We start from the raw sequence: 17522 nt of genomic DNA on the forward strand, positions 1-17522 counted from the left end.
CTTGGGATGGAAGGGACGGGCAAGCGGAGCGGCCGGAGCCGCCCCGCGAGCGCGGACTATTCCGCGGCGACGAGAACCGCCGGGTCGTCGTCGGCGTCGGCCGCTTCCTCCTCGGCGTCGCCGGCGAGGAAGTCGGGCAGCGCCACGTCCTCCCCGTCGGCCTCGGGCGAGGCGTCGACGGCCGGCTCCTCGGCGACGAGGCGCAGCGGTTCGGGGAGCCAGCCGGTGTCGGCCAGGAGGCGCTCGGCCTCGCGCGCCATGTCGTCCTTCTTCAGATGGTCGATCAGGCGCGCCTTTTCCTCGCCGAGGGCCTCATGCACCGCTTCGAGGATTCTCGGCTTGGTGACGCGGCCGAGATAGTTGGCGACGGTGGGCCGGAAGCCGGCTTCCACCATGTCGAGCCCGGTCGCGCGCTGAAGCCGGTCCGCCTCCGCCATGCGACGGCGCAGCCCGTACTCGGAGATGCCCATGGCGCTATGGGGATTCGGCCGCTCGTAGAGGGCGTTGATGCCGAACGAGACGCAATGGGCGAGCAGCGCCATGCGGCTGGCGTCGTCGAGCGCGTCGAGCCAGTCCCACAGCGCGTCGTCGTCGGCCGGCAGATCGGCCGCCCAGCCAGCGCCCCGCTCATCGACGGACGTCGCGTAGGGGCTGTGCTTGAGGTCGATGCCCTGCTCGCGGCAATAGACCGCGAGAACCGAGACCTGAACGGCGGCGCCGCTGGTGTTCCGCTTGAAGGTGTCGCGGACCAGCTTGTGCAGCAGCGCCGTCATGGCGACGTGCGGGTTGGCGCCAACCGCATCGCGCAGCGCCACGGTGCGGTGCGCGGTCAGCTCGGCCACGAGCCGTTCGGGGAGAGGCTTGATGGTTTCCTCGTCCTCCTCGGGCTCGGGTTCGACCGACTCGCCGCCGAGCGTGATGACGGCGCGCTGAACGCGATCGCCGCCGTCGTCGACATCGGCGTCCGGCGCGTCGCCATCGACGGTCGCGGTAGGCTCGTCCTCGGGACGGACCCAACCGCGATCGACCACCAGCTCGCCGTCCTCGTCGATGGTGATGAAGACGCCGGCGATGGCGACCTCGGCCGGATCGTAGACGGCCGGGCGGCGCTCGAAGGCGCGGAGCTGCTTCTCGATCTCGCCGAGGCGTTCGTCGATCTCGGCGGGCAGCTCGTCGTAGCCGGCGTGGTCGGCCTCGAGCCGCTCCTGCTCCTTGCGCAGCTTCTCGCGTTCGCGCCGTTCCTTCCTGGTGAGTTCAGGGAAGGAGCCGGCGATGGCGCGCAGGCCGTGGTCGTGGCCGTAAGGCAGCTCGACGTCGACGGCGACCCACTTCCAGCCCTCGGCCGCAACCTCGTCGGCGACGGCCCGCAGCTTCTCGGTCACGAGGCGGTCGAGCAGTCCGACGTCATCCAGCCAGCCGTCTTCCTCGTCGTCGAACAGGTAGCGCGGCAGGACCGGCCCGCCGGCCGCGACATAGGCGTCGAGGCCGACGAACCGGGCGCGCTTGTTGGAGGCGGGAACGCTGGTCTCGGTCAGCATCTCGCGAATCCGCCACGTCTCGCGGAAATGGGAGTGCTGAAGGGCGTCCCAGACCTGTTCCTGCCGGGCATGGTCGGGATGGGCGGTGAACGCCTCCAGCTCCGCCAGCGACATCTCGCCGGTCTCGAAGGCGTCGTGCAGCGTGGGCGAAACCTTCGCGAGCGCGAGCCGCTGAGCGACGACGCGCTTGCTGGTGCGGTGGGCGAAGGCGATCTCGTCCTCCGACATGCCCTTGTCCCGCATGGCGAGGAAGGCGCGGAACTCGTCGAGCGGATGGAGCGCGCGGCGCAGCGTGTTCTCCGCGAGGCTGTCGTCCTCGGCGAGAATGCCGCTATTGGGATCGCGGCACACGCAGGGCACGGCTTCGGTCTTCGACATGCGCTTCTGCTTCACGAGCAGCTCCAGCGCGTCGTAGCGGGTCTCGCCGGCCGGAACCTCGAACCGGCCCGTCTCGTTGCCATCGGCGTCGAGGATCGGGCGGACATTGAGGCTCTGGAGGAGACCGCGATAGGCGATGTCCTCGGCCATTTCCGTCACAGCGGCCGGCGTCTTGATGCGCCGGACATTGGAGGCGCTGCGTTCGAGCTGGTTGAAGGGAATGTCGCGCGAGCGCGAGAGGGTGATCTTCTTGGCAGCCTTTGCCATGGTGGACTACTCCGCGACGGGCGCCGAGAGCCTCTCTCTCCGCTATCAACCCGTCACGAAAACCCCAGCCCCTCTCTCACTCTCGAACGCCGACGCACGAACCGCGTCACCAGACGGGCAACGACGGCCGCGGCTCGTTCACCCGGTATTTCCGGCGCAACGCCTCGATGGCGGCCTCCTGCCGATCGATCCTGCGGCGGAGCCGGTCGAGATCGGGACCGACCGCCTCCAGCAGCTCGTCGAGAATGCGGCGATACGCCGCCTCGTCGGCGCCGGTCCACCGGCTCATCCGCCGATGATAGTGCCTCGCCTTCGGCCGCCGCCGGATCGCCTCGGTCTCGGCGCGGCGAGACGCCGCGTTTTCGGCCAGAGCGAGATTGCGCCGGCTGTCGGCAAGGCTGGTTTCCATGCGCGCCAGGGCGGCGCGCAGCGCGCCGCGGTTCATCATGGCGACCGCCATGCCCGCGCGACCAGCACCGCGCGGAAGGCGTCCGGCAGGATGACGTTCGCGGGTGCGTCGGCGAACATCGGCGCGATCTGGTCCGGGCGATAGCCCGCGAGGCCGCAGCCGATGGGCGTGACCTCGAAGCGCAAGTCCGCCCGGCGGCGGGCGTGGCCGAGGAAGTCGTGGACATGGCCGCGGATCGTCGCCAGCGGCAGCACGCGCAACTGGCGGTCCTTCGTGGGGATCGCATAGGCGGCTCCCTGCGGCCCGACGCCCTGGCCGTAGATCGCGCCACGGTGCTGGCGAGCCCAGAGGGCCGCGCCCTTGCCGTGGCGACCCGCCAGATTGGAGCCGAAGACGAAGACGGGGTCGATGGATGCCGAGCTACGCATGGAGACCTCCTGGCTGCTGCCGTTCACCGCGAGCGGTACGGCTCCGAGCGGCCCCAGGACTCTCCGGAGGGTCACAGAGGCGGGCGGCAAAAGACGACCCGTGAGGGGAACGGCAACGCCGTTGGCTCTGCGGAGGGGCTGGCGGCACGATGGAAAAGTAACCGGCGTGGCGAGCGGCGGCGCCATGGTCAACGTCGCGCTGGCGGCCATCGGCAAGCGGCGGTCGGCGCGGTTCGTGCGTCGGAAGGATCATGCCGCCCTCCTGTCGATGGAGGGCTCGGCCGCGACCGGGGCGGAGTCGTCTTCCGGCAGGAAGGACAAGATCCAGTCGGCGGCCTTGCTGGCCTGGCTGGCGGCGCGGACGACTGCGCGGGAATCCTCGCGAAGGACGTCGAGCCAGGAGCCGATGTAATCGGCGTGACGCACGGTCGGCACGATGCCGAGCGAGGCGCAGCAAAAGGCGCTCGACATCTCGGCGATCAGTTCCTCGAAGGCGTATTTCTTCGTGCCGAAGGAGCTGGAGAAGTCGCGGTTGAGGCGGCTGCGATGGCCGCTGGCGTGCCCGATCTCATGCAGCGCGGTGCGGTGCCAATTGATCGGCTCGAAATAGGCCTGCGGCGGCGGCACGACCACGTAGTCGTCGGCGGGGACATAGAAGGCCTTGTCGCCGCCAATGCGGAAGTCGATGCCGGTCGCGCGGATAAGCGCCTCGACCTTCGGCTCGATCAGACCGGGCGGAGGCGGCGGGACCGTGACCGTGGTGTCGTCGGGCAGGCCCTCGCACTGCGCCGTGTTGAAGACGGTGAAGCGCTTCAGGAACGGAATGGCCTGCGCCTCCTCGCCGGTCTCGCGGGCGCGCCGCTTCTCGTCTTCGGGCACGAAGCGGTCGGCGTAGACGACGGTGGTGCCGCGCTCGCCCTTGCGGACATTGCCGCCGAGCGCGGCGGCCTGCCGGTATGTGAGCCAGCCCTGTCCGGGGAAGCCGTGCTGAACGACGGCGCCCCAGAGGATCAGGATGTTGATGCCGCTGTAGTTGCGGCCGCTGCTGGCGTTCTTCGGCAGGCCGAGCGGAGCCTTCGCCGCCGACGTGCCCCAGGGCTGGACCCAGGGGAAGCGGCCCGCCTCAAGCTCGGCGATGATCCTGCCGGTGATTTCGTCATAGAGGTTCGCCCGGTCCTGGCCGGTGCGCATGGTGCGGTCATGTCTGGACATCGCGGTTCTCCGCGACGGGCGCCGGAAGCCTCTCCTCCAGCCCTCAACCCGTCACGGCCAACCGACCGATCTCTCACTCTACAGGGGGCGTTGCGGGGTCTCCCCGCAGAAGGGGTGCGTCGGCAACGCAGTGCCGACCAGGGGGAAGGCCTTCCCCCACAAAACCGGAAAACCGCAAACACGGAGATCAGGATTTCAGAAGGCAGACGCCGCTGTAGGTATGCAGCTTCCCGCGAAGCAACTTTACGCTACAATCGTGCCGATTCCGGGGGCAATACATGGGGCTACATGGCAACGCTACAGCAGGACATTGCGACGAAGTTCATTTCAGCTCTTGAGGAGGCGAAGGAGGTCGATTCCGATAAGATCGAAGAAATCAGAAAGCTGCTGTCGGACGACAAGAAGATCAAGGCTGACGACTTCGTAAAAATCTTCTCGACCCCGGCTGGCGGTGAAGTGAAGTGATCAAACTCGAAACCGCCCACGTCGAAGAGTTCCGGGGAATCCGCAAGCTCGATATCGACTTCGGAAAGGGAACCTTCGCGATCTCCGGTCCGAATGGAACCGGCAAGAGCGGTGTCATTGACGCGATAGAATTCGGCCTCACCGGAGAGATCGGGCGTCTTACTGGGCGAGGTACGAAGAGCCTGTCGGTTTCCGAGCATGGCCCGCATGTCGACAAGGTGAAGTTCCCGGACGCCGCCTTCGTCGAGCTGAAGGTTTTCCTTCCGGCTCTCGGCAAGTCGGCGACGATCACGCGGAAGGTATCTGCTCCGGGCAAGCCGAAGATTGAGCCTGCCGATGCAGATGTGAAAGCGGCGCTCGCCGAGATCGCGGATCATCCCGAAATCACGCTCGCGCGGCGCGACATTCTTCGCTTCATTCTGGTGGAGCCGACAAAACGTTCCGAGGAAATCCAGGCGATCCTGAAGCTGGACGGCATCGGACAGACTCGCGCCGCGCTCAATACAGCGCAGAACAAGCTGCAAAGCGGATTCAAATCTGCGACCGGCCAGGTGCAGTCGAGCCGCGACACGCTGCAGAGGCATCTCCAGATTGCCGTATTCGGCGCCGCCGAGCTGCTGGCCGCGGTCAATCCAAAGCGTGAAGCGCTCGGCCTGCCAAAGATCGAAGCGCTGACGCCCGACACGCAGCTCGATGCAGGCCTTTCCGACGCCGACAAGCTGCCCGAGTTCAACAAGCAATCCGCGCTGCGCGATCTCCAGGCGTTGTCGGATATGCTCGGCTCCCTCGCGGACATGGGGAAGGAGGAAGCAGCGGCGATCCTTTCCGATATCGCGACGCTTGAGGGCGATCCCGCCCTGCTCCAGGCGTTGCAGCGGCGGTCGCTGGTGGAGAAGGGGCTTGAACTGGTCGACGGTCCCGAGTGCCCACTATGCGATCACCCCTGGCCTGACGAGAACCATCTGCTCGGGCATCTCAAGGCCAAGCTCTCAAAATCCGAGGACGCCGGCAAACTCCAGACGTCTCTTCTCACGAACGGCGGCAACCTCACCGCACATGCGGAAAACCTGCTCGGTCTTCTCAGGCAGGCTCTGAGGATCTCCAAAGGGGAAGGCGACGCGGCCGGGGCCGATCTCATAACCGCATGGGGAACTGACCTTCAGGAGCTGAAGGGGCACCTTGGGAATTTCGACGGGCTGATCGGCTTGAAGGAGCGGTTGGGCAGCGGATGGCCCAAAATGCCCGAAGCTATGCCTTCCAGGCTCGCCACCCTGACGGCCAAGGTCGACGCGAAGCCTGACCAGAGCGCGGCGATCGAGGCGCAGACATTTCTCACGACAGCGCAGCTTCGTCTCAATGACTATCGCGACGCCATGCGGAGGAACGAGACTGCGAAGGCCGCCAGCAGCGCGGCGAAGGCTGCCTACGACGCCTATTGCCGCGTCATGGAACAGGAGCTGAATGCTCTCTATGAGGACGTTCAGGGCGATTTCAGCACGTTCTACCGGCTGATCAATGAGGACGACGAGGCGAAGTTCACGGCGAAGCTGACGCCGAGCGAGGGACGGCTCGATTTCGACGTCAATTTCTATGAGCGTGGTCTTTTCCCGCCAGGCGCTTATCACAGCGAAGGGCATCAGGACGGCATGGGAGTATGTCTCTACCTCGCCTTGATGAAGCGCCTCTTCGCAAAGAGCTTCACGATTGCACTGCTGGACGATGTGGTGATGTCGGTCGACTCGGGCCATCGCTATCAGTTTTGCAAACTGCTGAAGACGCATTTCCCCGACACGCAGTTCATCATCACGACGCATGATCGCCTGTGGGCCGAGCAGATGAAGTCGGCGGGGCTCGTTACCGCGAAAACTTCCCTGGCGTTCCATAGCTGGACTGTGGACACAGGCCCGCTTGTCGAGTCGAATGCGGATATCTGGGATGAGATCGCGGCCGCGCTCGCCAAGGGAAAAGTCGAGACGGCGGCCCACGGGCTTCGTCACCATCTCGAATACGCATCACGCCAGCTCGCGGATCACCTTGGAGCACGGCCGATCTTTCGGGCGGACGGCAACTATGACCTCGGCGAATTGCTGCCAAACGTCCTCTCGCGTGCGAAGGATCTGTACGGAAAGGCTGCTGATGCGGCCCAATCGTGGGGCAATACGACCGCGAAGGAGGCCGCACTCGAGCGCAAGGCGACACTGTCCGGTTCCAGCGGGGCGAGCAACGTCGAGCAGTGGGCCGTGAACAAGGCCGTGCATTACAACGAGTGGGCGAACTTCGGGAAGAAGGATTTCGAGCCCGTTGTCACGGCGTTCAAGGAACTGCTGGAGTGCCTGCGGTGCAAGGATTGCCAAACATGGCTCTATGTGACGCCGCGCGGCGGCAGCCCTGACTCCCTGCGTTGCCAATGCAGCGGTGTGAGCCTGAACCTCAAGGCGAAGCCGAAGTGAACTACGCTTTAGCGGGCTCGGATTTGCGCCAACTTCCTGACCGTAATGTCGCGTTGGACCGTCGGGGCCGCCTTGCGCTAAAGGACCAAACGGCATATATTTGCGTGATGTTGCACCGTCCGGTGCCCACGATATAAAGGCAACCCAATGGACGTTCCGAGCCTCTAGGGCTCCAAAGTCCCAACGGCTTGCCTCCCCCTTTTCCGGGCCGCCTTCTTAGGCGGCCCGATGTATTTCTGCTTGTTTTCTACGAATTTCAGGTACACGCCGAACACCCGATAGTTGAGGTCAGCCCAAGAGCGGCTGCTCAGTTTGTTGGGAGACGCCGGTCGTTCACGCGTGATCAGATGCTTGCTGTCGAGCGTGTCGATCAGGGCATGCAGCACAGCTCCATATTGCAGTAGGCGCTGCCGCTCTGTCGTATGTTCGGTTCGAGAGAGGAATTTCGCGAGCGGCATGATCCATTGCCTGGAGGCGGTATCCGTCTCGAACGTCCGAACGAACTCCACGAAAGTCAGGGTTTCGTCATTGCGGACTATCACCTCGCCAACAGCGCGCTGAAGAATGCGGTCAACGATGCGGACCCTGCGCGATTCCAAGCAATCAAGAAAATTCTGCAACTGGGCGCCGCGTTTATCCTTCCCCATGCTCACCGACAGGCCCTTGTGCCGGATAAGCTCCACACGCGCCCAGAAGCGCCCGAAGAGATAGAGGAGGCTTGCGAATTCGTGATTCCCGAGGCACTTTTCGTCTGGTACAACGCGATGGACTGGCTTGAAGTCGACCTCGGCGAGGGATCGCAATTTTCCGACAAGTTCGTCGGCTGACTTAAGCAGCGGCCCTAAGTGTTGATCGACAAGTTCCTCTGTGCTGAGGGTCCGCGCCTTTCGATGTCGGAATTCCTGGTAGGCGATATCGAGGACCTTGACAGTGAAGCCGCCGCCAAGTGCAGCGACGAAGAGCTGTCCCCACGATATGTCCGGCATCCATCCCCCCAACCCGATCCTGTGATCGTCTATGCGATAGCCTGCAGGCCCTTAGCCTTGACCAGATTGAGCAGTTTGAGAGAAGGCCCGTCCGGACGTTTCTCGCCACGCTCCCATTTGCTGACGGCATCCTTCCGCACGTTCAGATAGTGCGCGAACACCGGCTGCGAGACCTGCTCGCGCTCGCGCAGCGCGCGGATCTCGTCCGGGCTGAGAGGCTCGACCGGCGTAAGGCATATGGCGTCGAACTCACGCATCGTCGCCTTGTCGACCAAGCCGGCTTTGTGCAGACCGGCGGCCGTCTTGTGGACGGAAGCGAGGATGCCGCTGTCAGCCGTCCTGTTCTTCGTCATTTCTCACCACCTCGACCAGTTCGCCGGCGCCTTGCGCAGTACGAAGCTCCACGTCCGAAAACCCGAGCAGCACATTCGCCAACTGCCTGAGCGCCTTCAATTCCTTCGCCGACACGTTCGCCTTGTCGCTCTTGGCGAAGCCGTGAACGAAGAAGCTATGGTCGCCAGCCCTGAACACGACGATCGTGCGAAAGCCGCCCGATTTGCCGCCGCCCTCGCGCGCGACCCGCTGCTTGAACACGCCGCCGCCCAGGTCGGCGTCGTATCGCCCGTCCATCACCTCCGCCGCCGCCCGAAGCAGCCTGTCGGCCGAGAGGCGGAACTTGTGCGCGAACCGGGCAAACTCCTTCGTGACGAAGACAGTCATGCCGAACGACGCTCGCGCAAGCTCCTATAGGTATAGTCCTTGGGACTACGGTTTTCAAGCGGCGGACGCATGGGCGCGGTCCTCGCGCGCGGCGCGGCGGGATGGCCGTTCGGCCACCGTCTGGTCGAGAATGGCGGCGATCTCGCTCGCCACCTTGTCGGCCGCGAGTTTCAGCGCTTCGTCGATATGGATGTAGCGCTGTGTCACGCCACGCGCGGCATGGCCGAGAAGCGCGGCAATCGTCAATTCCGAGAAGCCGAGATCGGCGGCGACGCTCGCGAAGGTATGGCGAAGCGCGTGCAGCGTCACGTCGGCGAGGCCGACCCTCGCGCAGACACGATCGAACACGCGAACCACGCCGATGAAGTGTCCGTCACCCCAATCGGCCGGGAAGAAGAAGGGCGATCTCGTCCTGGGCTGGGCCAGAAGAAGATCGACCGCCGACCCGCCGATGACGCGGGTCTGCGCGCCGCTCTTGGTGTCGGGAAAACGGATGGCGCCCTCTTCCTCGTCGAGCCAGGCGCGCTCAAGGCCGAGCCCTTCCATGCGGCGGAAGCCGGTCAGCAGCAGGAAGCGGATGGCGGCGAGGCCGGTCGGGTGCTCGCCCTCGGCCTCGGCCGCCAGCATCGCCTTCCCGAGCTTCTCGATCTCGGTGCGGCTGAGCCGCCGGTCGCGGGGCGTGCTTGCAATCTTCCGAACGCCTTTGGCGGGATTGCTCTCGATCTTTCCGAGCCGGACCGCGTGCTCGAAGATCGAATGAAGCGTCGACATGGTGCGTCCGGCGACGCCTTCCCCGCCGGTGGTCACGCCGCCACGCGATCCCTTTCGCGGCTTCGACGTCTTGCCAGCGGCTATGTCGGCCTGCGCGCCCTCGATGTCGCCGAGTTTCAGCTTGCTGACGACGCGCTTGCCGAGCAGCGGCTTGATGTGGGCCTCGATACGGCTCTTGTCCATCGCGAGCGACGAGGCCTTGATCGGGCGCCTGCGCCGGCCGAGAAGACGGCCGGTCTCCGCTTCGCTGAGATACCAGTCGCACAATGCGGCGACCGTCATCGGCCCGTCAGGATCGTCATCGATGTCGGCAGGGTCCTCGCCGGCCGCGATCGCGCCAAGCTTGATCTTGGCCTCGGCGCGGGCATTGTCGAGCGTCATGACGCCGTAGCGGCCGATGTTGATGCGGCGGCTTTTGCCGGCCGCGTTGCGGTACTGGAGAATGAAGGTCTTCGCGCCGGCCTTCGTGACCCGGATGCCGAAGCCTTTCAATTCGCCATCCCAGAGGAATGCCTGTCCCGATGCCGGGGCCTTGAGATCGTCGACCGCCTTCTTGGTGAGCTTGGCCATTTCGCTCCCTCGCTCTATCAATTTGCTTACACGGATTGATTCTAGCACGCGTGTAAGCACTGTGTAAGCAGATTTTGCGAAAATGACGGCATATCGTGGCGAAGGCTGGCGCAAGAGTATCAGGTATTATTGTTGTTTCGCAGCATGTTAGCGAAAAGACGGATATCGTAGCGAAGAAGCTCGGGGAAGTTGCCAAGGTTGGGGTCGAGGGTTCGAATCCCTTCGCCCGCTCCAGTTTCCGCCGCAAGGCGCCAGGGCCGTGGACACCAAGTCCGCGGCCCTTTCGGTTTTCGTGCCGCGATCCTGCTGCCGGCGATGAGGCTCCTCGGTATCGATCCGGTCTGGAAAGCGTGCTTCTGATGATCACCCTCGAGCTGGCGATGATGACGGCGCCAGTGGGGATGAACCTGTTCGCGATCAAGGACATTCCCAACGCGTCGCTGGCCGATGTCGTGAAGAGTGCGTCACCCTTCGTCATCCTGATGCTGCTCGGTCTTGCGCTGTAGATCGTCTTCAGATCGTCTTCCCGGGCCTGGCGACCTGGCTGCCCGACACGGCAGGCTGCGGTCGCCGAGGGGCGGTTCGGGCGGCGCACCCCGGCGCGAGCCGGAGGTCTTCGGCCGGGTGGCTTTCGGCAGGGACCATGGAGCGTGGCAGGGCCAGAGACCGGGTGTCGCGACGGATCCTGCGCTTGATCCCCACAAGGACGGGTGCCGGACGGCTTGCCATAGTATGGTCGGATCTGCTGATCTAGGCCGGCGTCAAGCGCTGCGCGGCGGTGCGTCCGGTCGCCATGCGGTCGGAGCGCGAGAGGAAACCGGAGTTCGAGACCGATGACCGTCCTTAAAAAGCTGCTAGCCGGTGCCGTCCTTCTCGGTTCTGGGGGCTCAGCCCTCTGGATCCTGCCGATGCCGGTTGCGCAGGCGGCAGCGGACATCGACAACGGCCACCGGCTGGCGCTGCAGTGGTGCGCCTCGTGCCACCTCGTTGCCAACGATCAGGCGACGGTTAGCACCACGGCGGTGGCGAGCTTCTTCGAAATCGCGCGCAATCCGGACATGACCGACGCGAAGCTGACGACCTTCCTCGCCGACCCGCATCCGATGATGCCGGACATGGCGCTGTCGAACCAGGAAATCTCGGATCTCACCGCCTATATCACGTCGCTGGCACGCTGACGGAGGCTGCCGCGCCGTCTCGGTCGCCGACCATCAGGAGGGCTGCGGTCTCGCCGGCGAGGTCGGCGATGGTCGTGGCTTCCAGTTCGGCCAGGAAGGCCTGGAGGGCGCGATCGAGCGTTCGTCGAAAGCCGCAGGCGGCCTGGAGGGTGCATCTGCATGTGCGCTTCGGCTCGAAGCATTCGACCAGATTGAGATCGCTCTCGAATAAATGCACGATCTCGGCGAGCGAGATTTCCGCCGGATTCCTGTCCAGCCAGATGCCGCCGTTTCGGCCTTGAACAGATTTTATGTAACCATGTTTACGCAGGATCTGCACGACATGGACGACCTGAGGTCTTCCTGTACGGCACCTGTCGGCAATCGTGTCGATCGACACTGTCTTGTCTCGGAGGGCCGCTAAAGTCATAAGTATTCTAATGGCAACATCGGTACGTTGTGCCAGTTTCATTTCATTTCTCTCAATGTAACGCGCGCCGAAGCGGCGCCTGTCGAGCACAACCGCAAATTTTTCGGATCGTGAGGTGTGTATTCTGCGTAGAAACTCCCTTTGATCCGTGTGCCCCTCTTAACTAAGCGTCTAAAAACTATTACAGGATGCCAAAAATATCAAGGAATGCGCAATAATACACGGGGGGTATAACATATGAACTCGGAACATTGGGCAGCGATCTCCGACTTCATCGAGTTCCTCGAAATGACTCCAGATGACGTCCGCCTGGGTCGGCGCGGCTGGGACGCGATCGAGCCACAGATGCCGCAAGTCCTCGACACGTTCTACACCTCCCGGATCATGACCGGGGCGCACAAGGCGTTCCCCGACTTCGACGTCGAGCGGCTGAAGGGCAAGCAGATGCGCTACTGGCAGGCGCTGTTTGCCGGCGACTACGGCGAGGTGTACCGGTCCCACGCGATCAAGATCGGCCATGCGCATCGGCAGGCCGGCGTCTCGCTGACCGACTACGTGTTGTCCTACGGCTGGTTCCTGAACAAGTTCGCAGCGATCGTGCGCGACGCCTTCGCCGATGCGCAGGAGGGCGAAGCGATCATATCCGCCATGCGCAAGATCATCTTCCTCGACCTCTCGATCGCGTCGTCGACCTACTACGTCACCTTTATCGATTGAACGAATATCACGCGTTACGTGTGATTCTTCATAAACTCAATCGAAGAAAAATCTGAAATAGTGGTGATCCGACGCACTTGGGGGTGCGTATAAGGTCTATTTTCCTTTAATCGAATGTATATATATGAGTTATAGGATTCTTTTCGGCGTTTTCTTGTTCCTATTAGCGTTTTGTTAGCTCAATTATTGATATGTTTTCATCGAACTTGTGCGGAAGGCATTCTAGAAATACTTCTCCTGCCGAAGCGGAAGGCGTATCGCGCGTCTGCGCATGCGTGATCGGCCGCGGAAATCGGGGTCGCGTACGGGAATGCTCAAGGAGGCAATCATGGGGCTGGGGTTCTTCACCAACATGCGGCTGAAATACAAGATCCTGTCGGGCTTTGCGGTCGTGCTGGCGATCCTCGCCGGCATGTCGGCCTATTCCTTCGTCACGTTCCTCGACACCTCCGGCCAGGTCGGCTCCTACAAGGCCAATGTTGCGGCGGCGACGGCGATGGCGGAGGTCGAGGCCGAGTTCCTGCGCCTCGAAGCCGCGGTGCGCGAATACTCGGCCTCGTCCAAGGCGGAACTGGCGGACGTCGCCCAGGGCGAACTGGCCAAGCTCGACGCGTTGATGACCGAAGCGGAGAAAACCATCTTCGACGACAGCTGGCGCGGCCTGTTTGAGGAAGCGAAGCAGGCGGTCGCCGTCTACACCAAAGACTTCCGGGAAACGCGCCACCTGACGGAAGATTACCTGGGCCTGGTCGAGGGCAGCATGCTGCCGAGTGCCGCGAAGTTCATGGCGGACCTCGACGAGATCCTTAAGCTCGCCACCGCCGAGGGCAACGTCGAAGCCAAGACCCACGCGGAGACGGCTATCCGTCACGGTCTCAGCGCGCAGCTCAATTCCAACATGACGCTCGGCTACAAGGATCCCAACGCGCTTCAGCGCGCGCAGCGCGACTTCGACGCGGTCAAGGGAGCACTCGATGCGCTCGGCGGCAGCATGCGCTCGGTGCGCGAGCGGCAGCTGCATGCCGAGCTGAACGAGCTGCTCGCCGCCTATACGACGAGCTTCGCCAAGGCAGCCGAGGATCGGCAAAAGATCGAAGAATTGGTCGAGGGCGAAATGCTCGAGCAGACCAGGATCCTGCAGAAGGATCTGAAGCTGCTGAGGCAGAAGGCTGCAGATGCCGAGCACGCGATCGAACTGGCCCTTGCCAAGGAACTCGAGACGGCGGAACTCGGCGTTGCCCTGGCAGGCGTCGGCGGCGTGGTCATCGGCGCGGTGCTGGCGCTCCTGCTCGGCGGGCAGATCGCCAACCCGGTCATTGCGATGACCAGCGCGATGACGCGGCTGGCGGCGGGCGACGTCGACGGCGAGGTTCCGGCGCGCGACCGCAAGGACGAGATCGGCCAGATGGCTCAGTCGGTGCAGGTGTTCAAGGATAATGCCATCGCCAAGATCGCGCTGGAGCGCGAGCAGGAAGAGGCCAAGGCGCGCGCCGAGGCGGACAAGCGGCGGATGATGCAGGAACTGGCCGACGAGTTCGAGCGGGCGGTCGGCGGGTTCGTCCAGGGCCTCGCCTCAACCTCGACCGAATTGCAGGCCGCGGCGCAGACTCTGACGACGACGGCGACCGAAACCAGCGCGCAGTCGACCGCAGTGTCGGCGGCGTCCGAACAGGCGGCGGCCAGCGTTCAGTCGGTGGCCTCCGCGGTGGAGGAACTGTCGGTCTCGGTGAAGGAGATCGCCGAGCAGATCGCCGCGTCCAGCCAGATCTCGAATCAGGCGGTGAGCGAGGCGCAGGCCGCGTCGCATCGGATCCAGTCGCTTGCCACCACGTCGCAGACGATCGGCGAGGTGGTGGGTCTGATCAATGCCATCGCCGAGCAAACCAACCTGCTCGCCCTCAACGCCACGATCGAGGCGGCGCGCGCCGGCGAGGCGGGCCGCGGTTTCGCCGTAGTGGCCTCCGAGGTCAAGCAACTCGCCGAGCAGACGGCCCGGGCGACGTCGCAGATCGCCGACCAGGTCGCCCACATGCAGTCGGAGACCAGCGCCGCAGTGGCCTCTATCGGCGGCGTGTCCAGCGTGATCGGCCGGATCAACGAGATTGGCACGCTGGTCGCGTCCGCGGTGGAGGAGCAGAGTTCCGCCACTCAGGAGATCGCGCGCAACATCCAGCAGGTCGCGACCGGGACGACCGAGGTATCCAGCAACATCGGCGGCGTGAGCCTTGCTGCCGAAGACACCGGCGCGGCCGCCACGCAGGTCCTGTCGGCGTCGGGCGAGGTGTCCCAGCAGTCCGAGCGGCTGAAGCAGGAGGTGGACAATTTCCTGCACAAGGTGCGCTCGGCCGCCTAGCAGGGCGGGCGCTTCGGAGAGTCAGACCACCCCGTCCTCGTCCCTGGCTGGGTCAGGCGCAGCCGCGCCTGACCCAGCCAGGGACGATGCAGACATGCAACAGCCTGACGAAATCGTCTCCGTCGCAATCGGCAATCCGATATTTTGTCCTATAGTCGCTGCTACGTGACCTGCTTGAACGGGATACTCATGAAGCGCCACTTGTTCAGTGCGACCCTGCTTGCCGGCCTGACGGCGGTCTCTTTCGCCGCGCAGGCCCAGGAGGCCGTGCCGATGCCGAAGACACAATATGTCATCGACCTCGGCGTCGGAGCAATCGCCAAGCCGCGCTACGACGGCGCCGATTCCTATCTGATCGCGCCATTCCCGATCATTTCGGTCGGCCGCTTCTATCTTCCCGGACTCGGCCAGGTGGCGGACGGCGAGCAGCGCGCCGGGATCTTCTTCTATCCGGCCTTTGGCTTCGTCGGGAAACGCAGCGCAAGCGACAGCGCGTGGCTGACCGGCACGCGCAAAATCGACTGGGCTCTGGAACTGGGTGCCGGCGGCGGGTTCCGCACCGAGCACCTGCGGGTCTTCGCCGAACTGCGCCAGGGCATCAACGGCCACACCGGCCAGGTCGGCGAGATCGGTGCCGACGCCATCGTGCGGCCGATGGATCGCATCGAGGTGAGCTTCGGACCGCGCGCGGGCTTCGCCTCGTCCGAATACATGGACACCTATTTCAGCGTCTCGGCGGCCGAGGCGGCGGCCGGGCCGCTGACCCAGTACAAGGCCGGTGGCGGCTTCAAGAGCGTCGGTCTGGAGGCGCGCGTTTCCTACGACTGGACGGATCACGTCCGGCTGCACCTGCGGGGCGGGTATGACCGGCTGATCGGCGACGCGGCGGACAGTCCGATCGTCAAGGCCGGCAGCAAGGACCAATTCTCGGTCGGCGCCGGCATTTCCTACCGCTTCGCCTTCGACCTGTTCGACTGAGCTCCGCCGGCCTGGAGCATAGCTGGAGCGATTTCTTGTCGATCAAGCGGTTCCGCTTGATCGGAAAGCGCTCTAGGAGCAGGGTTTCAGAACGATCCCGACGGGCAGCTTCGTCTGCGCGTCGCCACAGGCGTCGATGATGCGTCTCGGGTCGAGGCCCTTGACGCCGGTCAGGTCGGCTCCGGGCAGGCGCGTGTTGCGCAGCAGGGTGTCGGTCATGTCAGCGCCGGAGAGATCGGCGCCGGAGAGATCGGCGCTGGACAGGCGCACGCCGGTGAGATCGGCACCCCTGAACGAGGCCCCGGCGGCCCGCACCCGGTCGAGATCCGAATAGGGCAGGCGCGCGCCGGAAAAGTCGGCGCCGCTGAGGTCGGCGCGCTCGAGGTCCGCCCCGTCCATCTTGGCGTTGCGGAACGCGGCCCCGGTGGCCGCAGCCCTGATCAGCGAGGCATTGCGCAGGTCAGCGCCTGCGAAGCGGGCGCCGGCAAGCGACGTCCCGTTCAGGTCGGCGTCGCGCAGATCGGCGCCGTCGAGCACCGCGCCGGACAGGTCGGCCTTTTCCATGTCGACAGCGCGCATCGAGGCGCCGGAAAAATCGCTTCGCCGCAGGTCCGCCCTTTCCAGTTCCGCGCGGCGCAGGTCCGCCTTCGCGAATTTTCCGTCGGGCAGGACGACCTCCTTCATGTCGGCTTCGCGCAGGATCGCGCGGGTGAGGTCGGCGCCCTGGATCTCTACGCCGCGAAGGGTGACAAGACGCAGGTCGCACGCCACGCAGGCGCCCGTCTGGTTCAACTCGGCCAGACCCTCCTGCGCCGGGCCGGAGGAGGCCAGCAGCGGCAAGGCGAGAACAGCGCCGGCAAGGGTAGCCAGGGTGCGTGGGGCGCGGGCGGTCTGCTGGGCCATGACGGTTTTCCGATCCTGCAATCGATCCTTTGTAGCGGTCGGCGCGGTCCGGGAAAAGCGGTTGGGCAGGAAAGGGGCAGTTTACCGTGTTTGCACGTATTCTCCAGCCGGGAATGGACTTAATCGAAAGGCATGTTAGGTTTTTCTTAATATTTTCCGAAAGTCCACTTGATGGTCGGGGAGTGTTTGCGGTGCGTAGCGTTATTTCGTTTCTTTTCGTCCTGACGTGTCTTGCCGCATACGGCTATGTCGCTCCTGCCGAAGCGGCCTCCGTCGTCGCCAAAATCGATCTTTCGGAGCAGAGGATGCATGTCTATGTGAACGGGGTGCAGCGGCATTCCTGGCTGGTCTCGACCGCGCGCAAGGGCTACCGGACGCCGATCGGTACGTTCCGGCCCGGGCGGATGCATCAAAGGTACTTCTCGAAAAAGTATCATGGCTCGCCGATGCCGCATTCGGTTTTCTTCCACGGCGGCTATGCCATTCACGGCACCGACGCGATCAAGAGCCTCGGCCGGCCTGCGTCGCACGGCTGCGTGCGGCTGCATCCAGACAACGCGCGCGCCCTGTTCACGCTGATCCAGCAAAGCGGCAAGCAGAACACGCGCATCGTGGTCACGCGCTGAGGCGGATCGGGGGATCTCGGAAGAAGAACGGCGAGAGGCGCCTGTCCGGCCGCCGGGAGCGGGCCGGAAGGAAATGGCGGGGTCGCAGGTGCCATTTCCTTCCGTCCACAGGCGCTGACGACGCACAACCTGACAATCAGCGTGAAAACGCTATCGCAAATGCC

Annotated in this window: 18 protein-coding genes; 8 read left to right on the plus strand and 10 right to left on the minus strand. The window is 64.3% G+C overall.

Going from position 1 to position 17522, the window contains the following annotated elements; all coding sequences use genetic code 11:
* Nucleotides 1–56: 56 nt before the first annotated feature.
* The 4 genes from SL003B_RS01560 to SL003B_RS01575 all read right to left on the minus strand — a co-directional run bounded on the left by SL003B_RS01560 (nucleotide 57) and on the right by SL003B_RS01575 (nucleotide 4232).
* Complete coding sequence (locus SL003B_RS01560; protein WP_013651073.1) at nucleotides 57–2183, minus strand: ParB/RepB/Spo0J family partition protein; 2127 nt, start codon at nucleotides 2181–2183, stop codon at nucleotides 57–59.
* 106 nt (nucleotides 2184–2289) lie between these two features.
* Nucleotides 2290–2643 (minus strand): hypothetical protein, encoded by a 354-nt coding sequence (locus SL003B_RS01565; RefSeq protein ID WP_242390310.1) that lies wholly within the window; start codon nucleotides 2641–2643, stop codon nucleotides 2290–2292.
* Nucleotides 2628–3020: an A1S_2505 family phage non-structural protein gene (locus tag SL003B_RS01570; protein ID WP_013651075.1), complete on the minus strand. Its 393-nt coding sequence runs from the start codon at nucleotides 3018–3020 to the stop codon at nucleotides 2628–2630. Before SL003B_RS01570 ends, SL003B_RS01565 begins: the two co-directional genes overlap by 16 nt.
* A gap of 249 nt (nucleotides 3021–3269) precedes the next feature.
* Nucleotides 3270–4232 carry an ArdC family protein gene (locus SL003B_RS01575; protein ID WP_013651076.1) on the minus strand — a complete coding sequence of 321 codons (963 nt, stop codon included), beginning with the start codon at nucleotides 4230–4232 and terminating at the stop codon, nucleotides 3270–3272.
* Between the two features lie 288 nt (nucleotides 4233–4520).
* On the opposite strand from SL003B_RS01575, the gene SL003B_RS23600 reads away from it, so the two are divergent.
* On the plus strand, nucleotides 4521–4697 hold the full coding sequence (locus SL003B_RS23600; protein WP_169313676.1) for a hypothetical protein: 177 nt from the start codon (nucleotides 4521–4523) through the stop codon (nucleotides 4695–4697).
* A complete protein-coding gene (locus tag SL003B_RS01580) occupies nucleotides 4694–7147 on the plus strand; it encodes an ATP-binding protein (RefSeq protein ID WP_013651077.1) in 2454 nt (817 codons plus the stop codon). Before SL003B_RS23600 ends, SL003B_RS01580 begins: the two co-directional genes overlap by 4 nt.
* Before the next feature lie 164 nt (nucleotides 7148–7311).
* Here the strand turns inward: SL003B_RS01580 and SL003B_RS01585 are convergent, their stop codons facing one another.
* The 4 genes from SL003B_RS01585 to SL003B_RS01600 are packed head-to-tail and all read right to left on the minus strand — an operon-like array spanning nucleotide 7312 to nucleotide 10194.
* Nucleotides 7312–8133 (minus strand): hypothetical protein, encoded by an 822-nt coding sequence (locus SL003B_RS01585; protein WP_013651078.1) that lies wholly within the window; start codon nucleotides 8131–8133, stop codon nucleotides 7312–7314.
* A gap of 29 nt (nucleotides 8134–8162) precedes the next feature.
* Nucleotides 8163–8486: a helix-turn-helix domain-containing protein gene (locus SL003B_RS01590; protein ID WP_013651079.1), complete on the minus strand. Its 324-nt coding sequence runs from the start codon at nucleotides 8484–8486 to the stop codon at nucleotides 8163–8165.
* A complete protein-coding gene (locus SL003B_RS01595) occupies nucleotides 8464–8853 on the minus strand; it encodes a type II toxin-antitoxin system RelE/ParE family toxin (protein WP_013651080.1) in 390 nt (129 codons plus the stop codon). Before SL003B_RS01595 ends, SL003B_RS01590 begins: the two co-directional genes overlap by 23 nt.
* Nucleotides 8854–8907: 54 nt before the next feature.
* Nucleotides 8908–10194: a site-specific integrase gene (locus SL003B_RS01600; protein ID WP_013651081.1), complete on the minus strand. Its 1287-nt coding sequence runs from the start codon at nucleotides 10192–10194 to the stop codon at nucleotides 8908–8910.
* Nucleotides 10195–10289: 95 nt separating this feature from the next.
* Here SL003B_RS01600 and SL003B_RS23165 point away from each other — a divergent pair, with 95 nt between their 5' ends.
* Both SL003B_RS23165 and SL003B_RS01605 read left to right on the plus strand, forming a co-directional pair.
* Nucleotides 10290–10700 carry a TRAP transporter large permease subunit gene (locus SL003B_RS23165; RefSeq protein ID WP_148259222.1) on the plus strand — a complete coding sequence of 137 codons (411 nt, stop codon included), beginning with the start codon at nucleotides 10290–10292 and terminating at the stop codon, nucleotides 10698–10700.
* Nucleotides 10701–11027: 327 nt separating this feature from the next.
* Nucleotides 11028–11372, plus strand: coding sequence for a c-type cytochrome (locus SL003B_RS01605; RefSeq protein WP_013651082.1), 345 nt, complete (start codon nucleotides 11028–11030; stop codon nucleotides 11370–11372).
* Here SL003B_RS01605 and SL003B_RS01610 read toward each other — a convergent pair.
* Nucleotides 11353–11871 (minus strand): RrF2 family transcriptional regulator, encoded by a 519-nt coding sequence (locus SL003B_RS01610; RefSeq protein WP_083812018.1) that lies wholly within the window; start codon nucleotides 11869–11871, stop codon nucleotides 11353–11355. The two genes, SL003B_RS01605 and SL003B_RS01610, sit on opposite strands and share 20 nt — an antisense overlap.
* A 147-nt stretch (nucleotides 11872–12018) precedes the next feature.
* Here SL003B_RS01610 and SL003B_RS01615 point away from each other — a divergent pair, with 147 nt between their 5' ends.
* The 3 genes from SL003B_RS01615 (at nucleotide 12019) to SL003B_RS01625 (ending at nucleotide 15829) form a co-directional block, all read left to right on the plus strand.
* On the plus strand, nucleotides 12019–12498 hold the full coding sequence (locus SL003B_RS01615; protein WP_013651084.1) for a protoglobin domain-containing protein: 480 nt from the start codon (nucleotides 12019–12021) through the stop codon (nucleotides 12496–12498).
* A gap of 328 nt (nucleotides 12499–12826) precedes the next feature.
* Nucleotides 12827–14851 carry a HAMP domain-containing methyl-accepting chemotaxis protein gene (locus SL003B_RS01620; RefSeq protein WP_148259223.1) on the plus strand — a complete coding sequence of 675 codons (2025 nt, stop codon included), beginning with the start codon at nucleotides 12827–12829 and terminating at the stop codon, nucleotides 14849–14851.
* A 189-nt stretch (nucleotides 14852–15040) separates the two neighbouring features.
* Nucleotides 15041–15829 carry a MipA/OmpV family protein gene (locus tag SL003B_RS01625; protein WP_013651086.1) on the plus strand — a complete coding sequence of 263 codons (789 nt, stop codon included), beginning with the start codon at nucleotides 15041–15043 and terminating at the stop codon, nucleotides 15827–15829.
* A gap of 72 nt (nucleotides 15830–15901) precedes the next feature.
* On the opposite strand, the gene SL003B_RS01630 is transcribed toward SL003B_RS01625, so the two are convergent.
* The gene (locus tag SL003B_RS01630; RefSeq protein WP_013651087.1) at nucleotides 15902–16732 is read right to left on the minus strand and encodes a pentapeptide repeat-containing protein; all 831 of its coding nucleotides are present in this window, start codon (nucleotides 16730–16732) and stop codon (nucleotides 15902–15904) included.
* A 182-nt stretch (nucleotides 16733–16914) separates the two neighbouring features.
* Here SL003B_RS01630 and SL003B_RS01635 point away from each other — a divergent pair, with 182 nt between their 5' ends.
* On the plus strand, nucleotides 16915–17358 hold the full coding sequence (locus SL003B_RS01635; protein WP_242390311.1) for a L,D-transpeptidase: 444 nt from the start codon (nucleotides 16915–16917) through the stop codon (nucleotides 17356–17358).
* The last annotated feature ends 164 nt before the right edge of the window (nucleotides 17359–17522 follow it).

The organism is Polymorphum gilvum SL003B-26A1, assembly GCF_000192745.1.
In the GTDB taxonomy this organism is placed as follows: Bacteria; Pseudomonadota; Alphaproteobacteria; order Rhizobiales; family Stappiaceae; genus Polymorphum; species Polymorphum gilvum.

Bases quoted from the DNA above. Each gene is read 5' to 3' on its own strand.
- SL003B_RS01585 (WP_013651078.1), bottom strand. From the start codon at position 8,133: ATGCCGGACATATCGTGGGGACAGCTCTTCGTCGCTGCACTTGGCGGC.
- SL003B_RS01620 (WP_148259223.1), top strand. From the start codon at position 12,827: ATGGGGCTGGGGTTCTTCACCAACATGCGGCTGAAATACAAGATCCTG.
- SL003B_RS01570 (WP_013651075.1), bottom strand. From the start codon at position 3,020: ATGCGTAGCTCGGCATCCATCGACCCCGTCTTCGTCTTCGGCTCCAAT.
- SL003B_RS01560 (WP_013651073.1), bottom strand. From the start codon at position 2,183: ATGGCAAAGGCTGCCAAGAAGATCACCCTCTCGCGCTCGCGCGACATT.
- SL003B_RS01630 (WP_013651087.1), bottom strand. From the start codon at position 16,732: ATGGCCCAGCAGACCGCCCGCGCCCCACGCACCCTGGCTACCCTTGCC.
- SL003B_RS01625 (WP_013651086.1), top strand. From the start codon at position 15,041: ATGAAGCGCCACTTGTTCAGTGCGACCCTGCTTGCCGGCCTGACGGCG.
- SL003B_RS01615 (WP_013651084.1), top strand. From the start codon at position 12,019: ATGAACTCGGAACATTGGGCAGCGATCTCCGACTTCATCGAGTTCCTC.
- SL003B_RS23600 (WP_169313676.1), top strand. From the start codon at position 4,521: ATGGCAACGCTACAGCAGGACATTGCGACGAAGTTCATTTCAGCTCTT.
- SL003B_RS01565 (WP_242390310.1), bottom strand. From the start codon at position 2,643: ATGGCGGTCGCCATGATGAACCGCGGCGCGCTGCGCGCCGCCCTGGCG.
- SL003B_RS01605 (WP_013651082.1), top strand. From the start codon at position 11,028: ATGACCGTCCTTAAAAAGCTGCTAGCCGGTGCCGTCCTTCTCGGTTCT.
- SL003B_RS01590 (WP_013651079.1), bottom strand. From the start codon at position 8,486: ATGACGAAGAACAGGACGGCTGACAGCGGCATCCTCGCTTCCGTCCAC.
- SL003B_RS01600 (WP_013651081.1), bottom strand. From the start codon at position 10,194: ATGGCCAAGCTCACCAAGAAGGCGGTCGACGATCTCAAGGCCCCGGCA.
- SL003B_RS01595 (WP_013651080.1), bottom strand. From the start codon at position 8,853: ATGACTGTCTTCGTCACGAAGGAGTTTGCCCGGTTCGCGCACAAGTTC.
- SL003B_RS01575 (WP_013651076.1), bottom strand. From the start codon at position 4,232: ATGTCCAGACATGACCGCACCATGCGCACCGGCCAGGACCGGGCGAAC.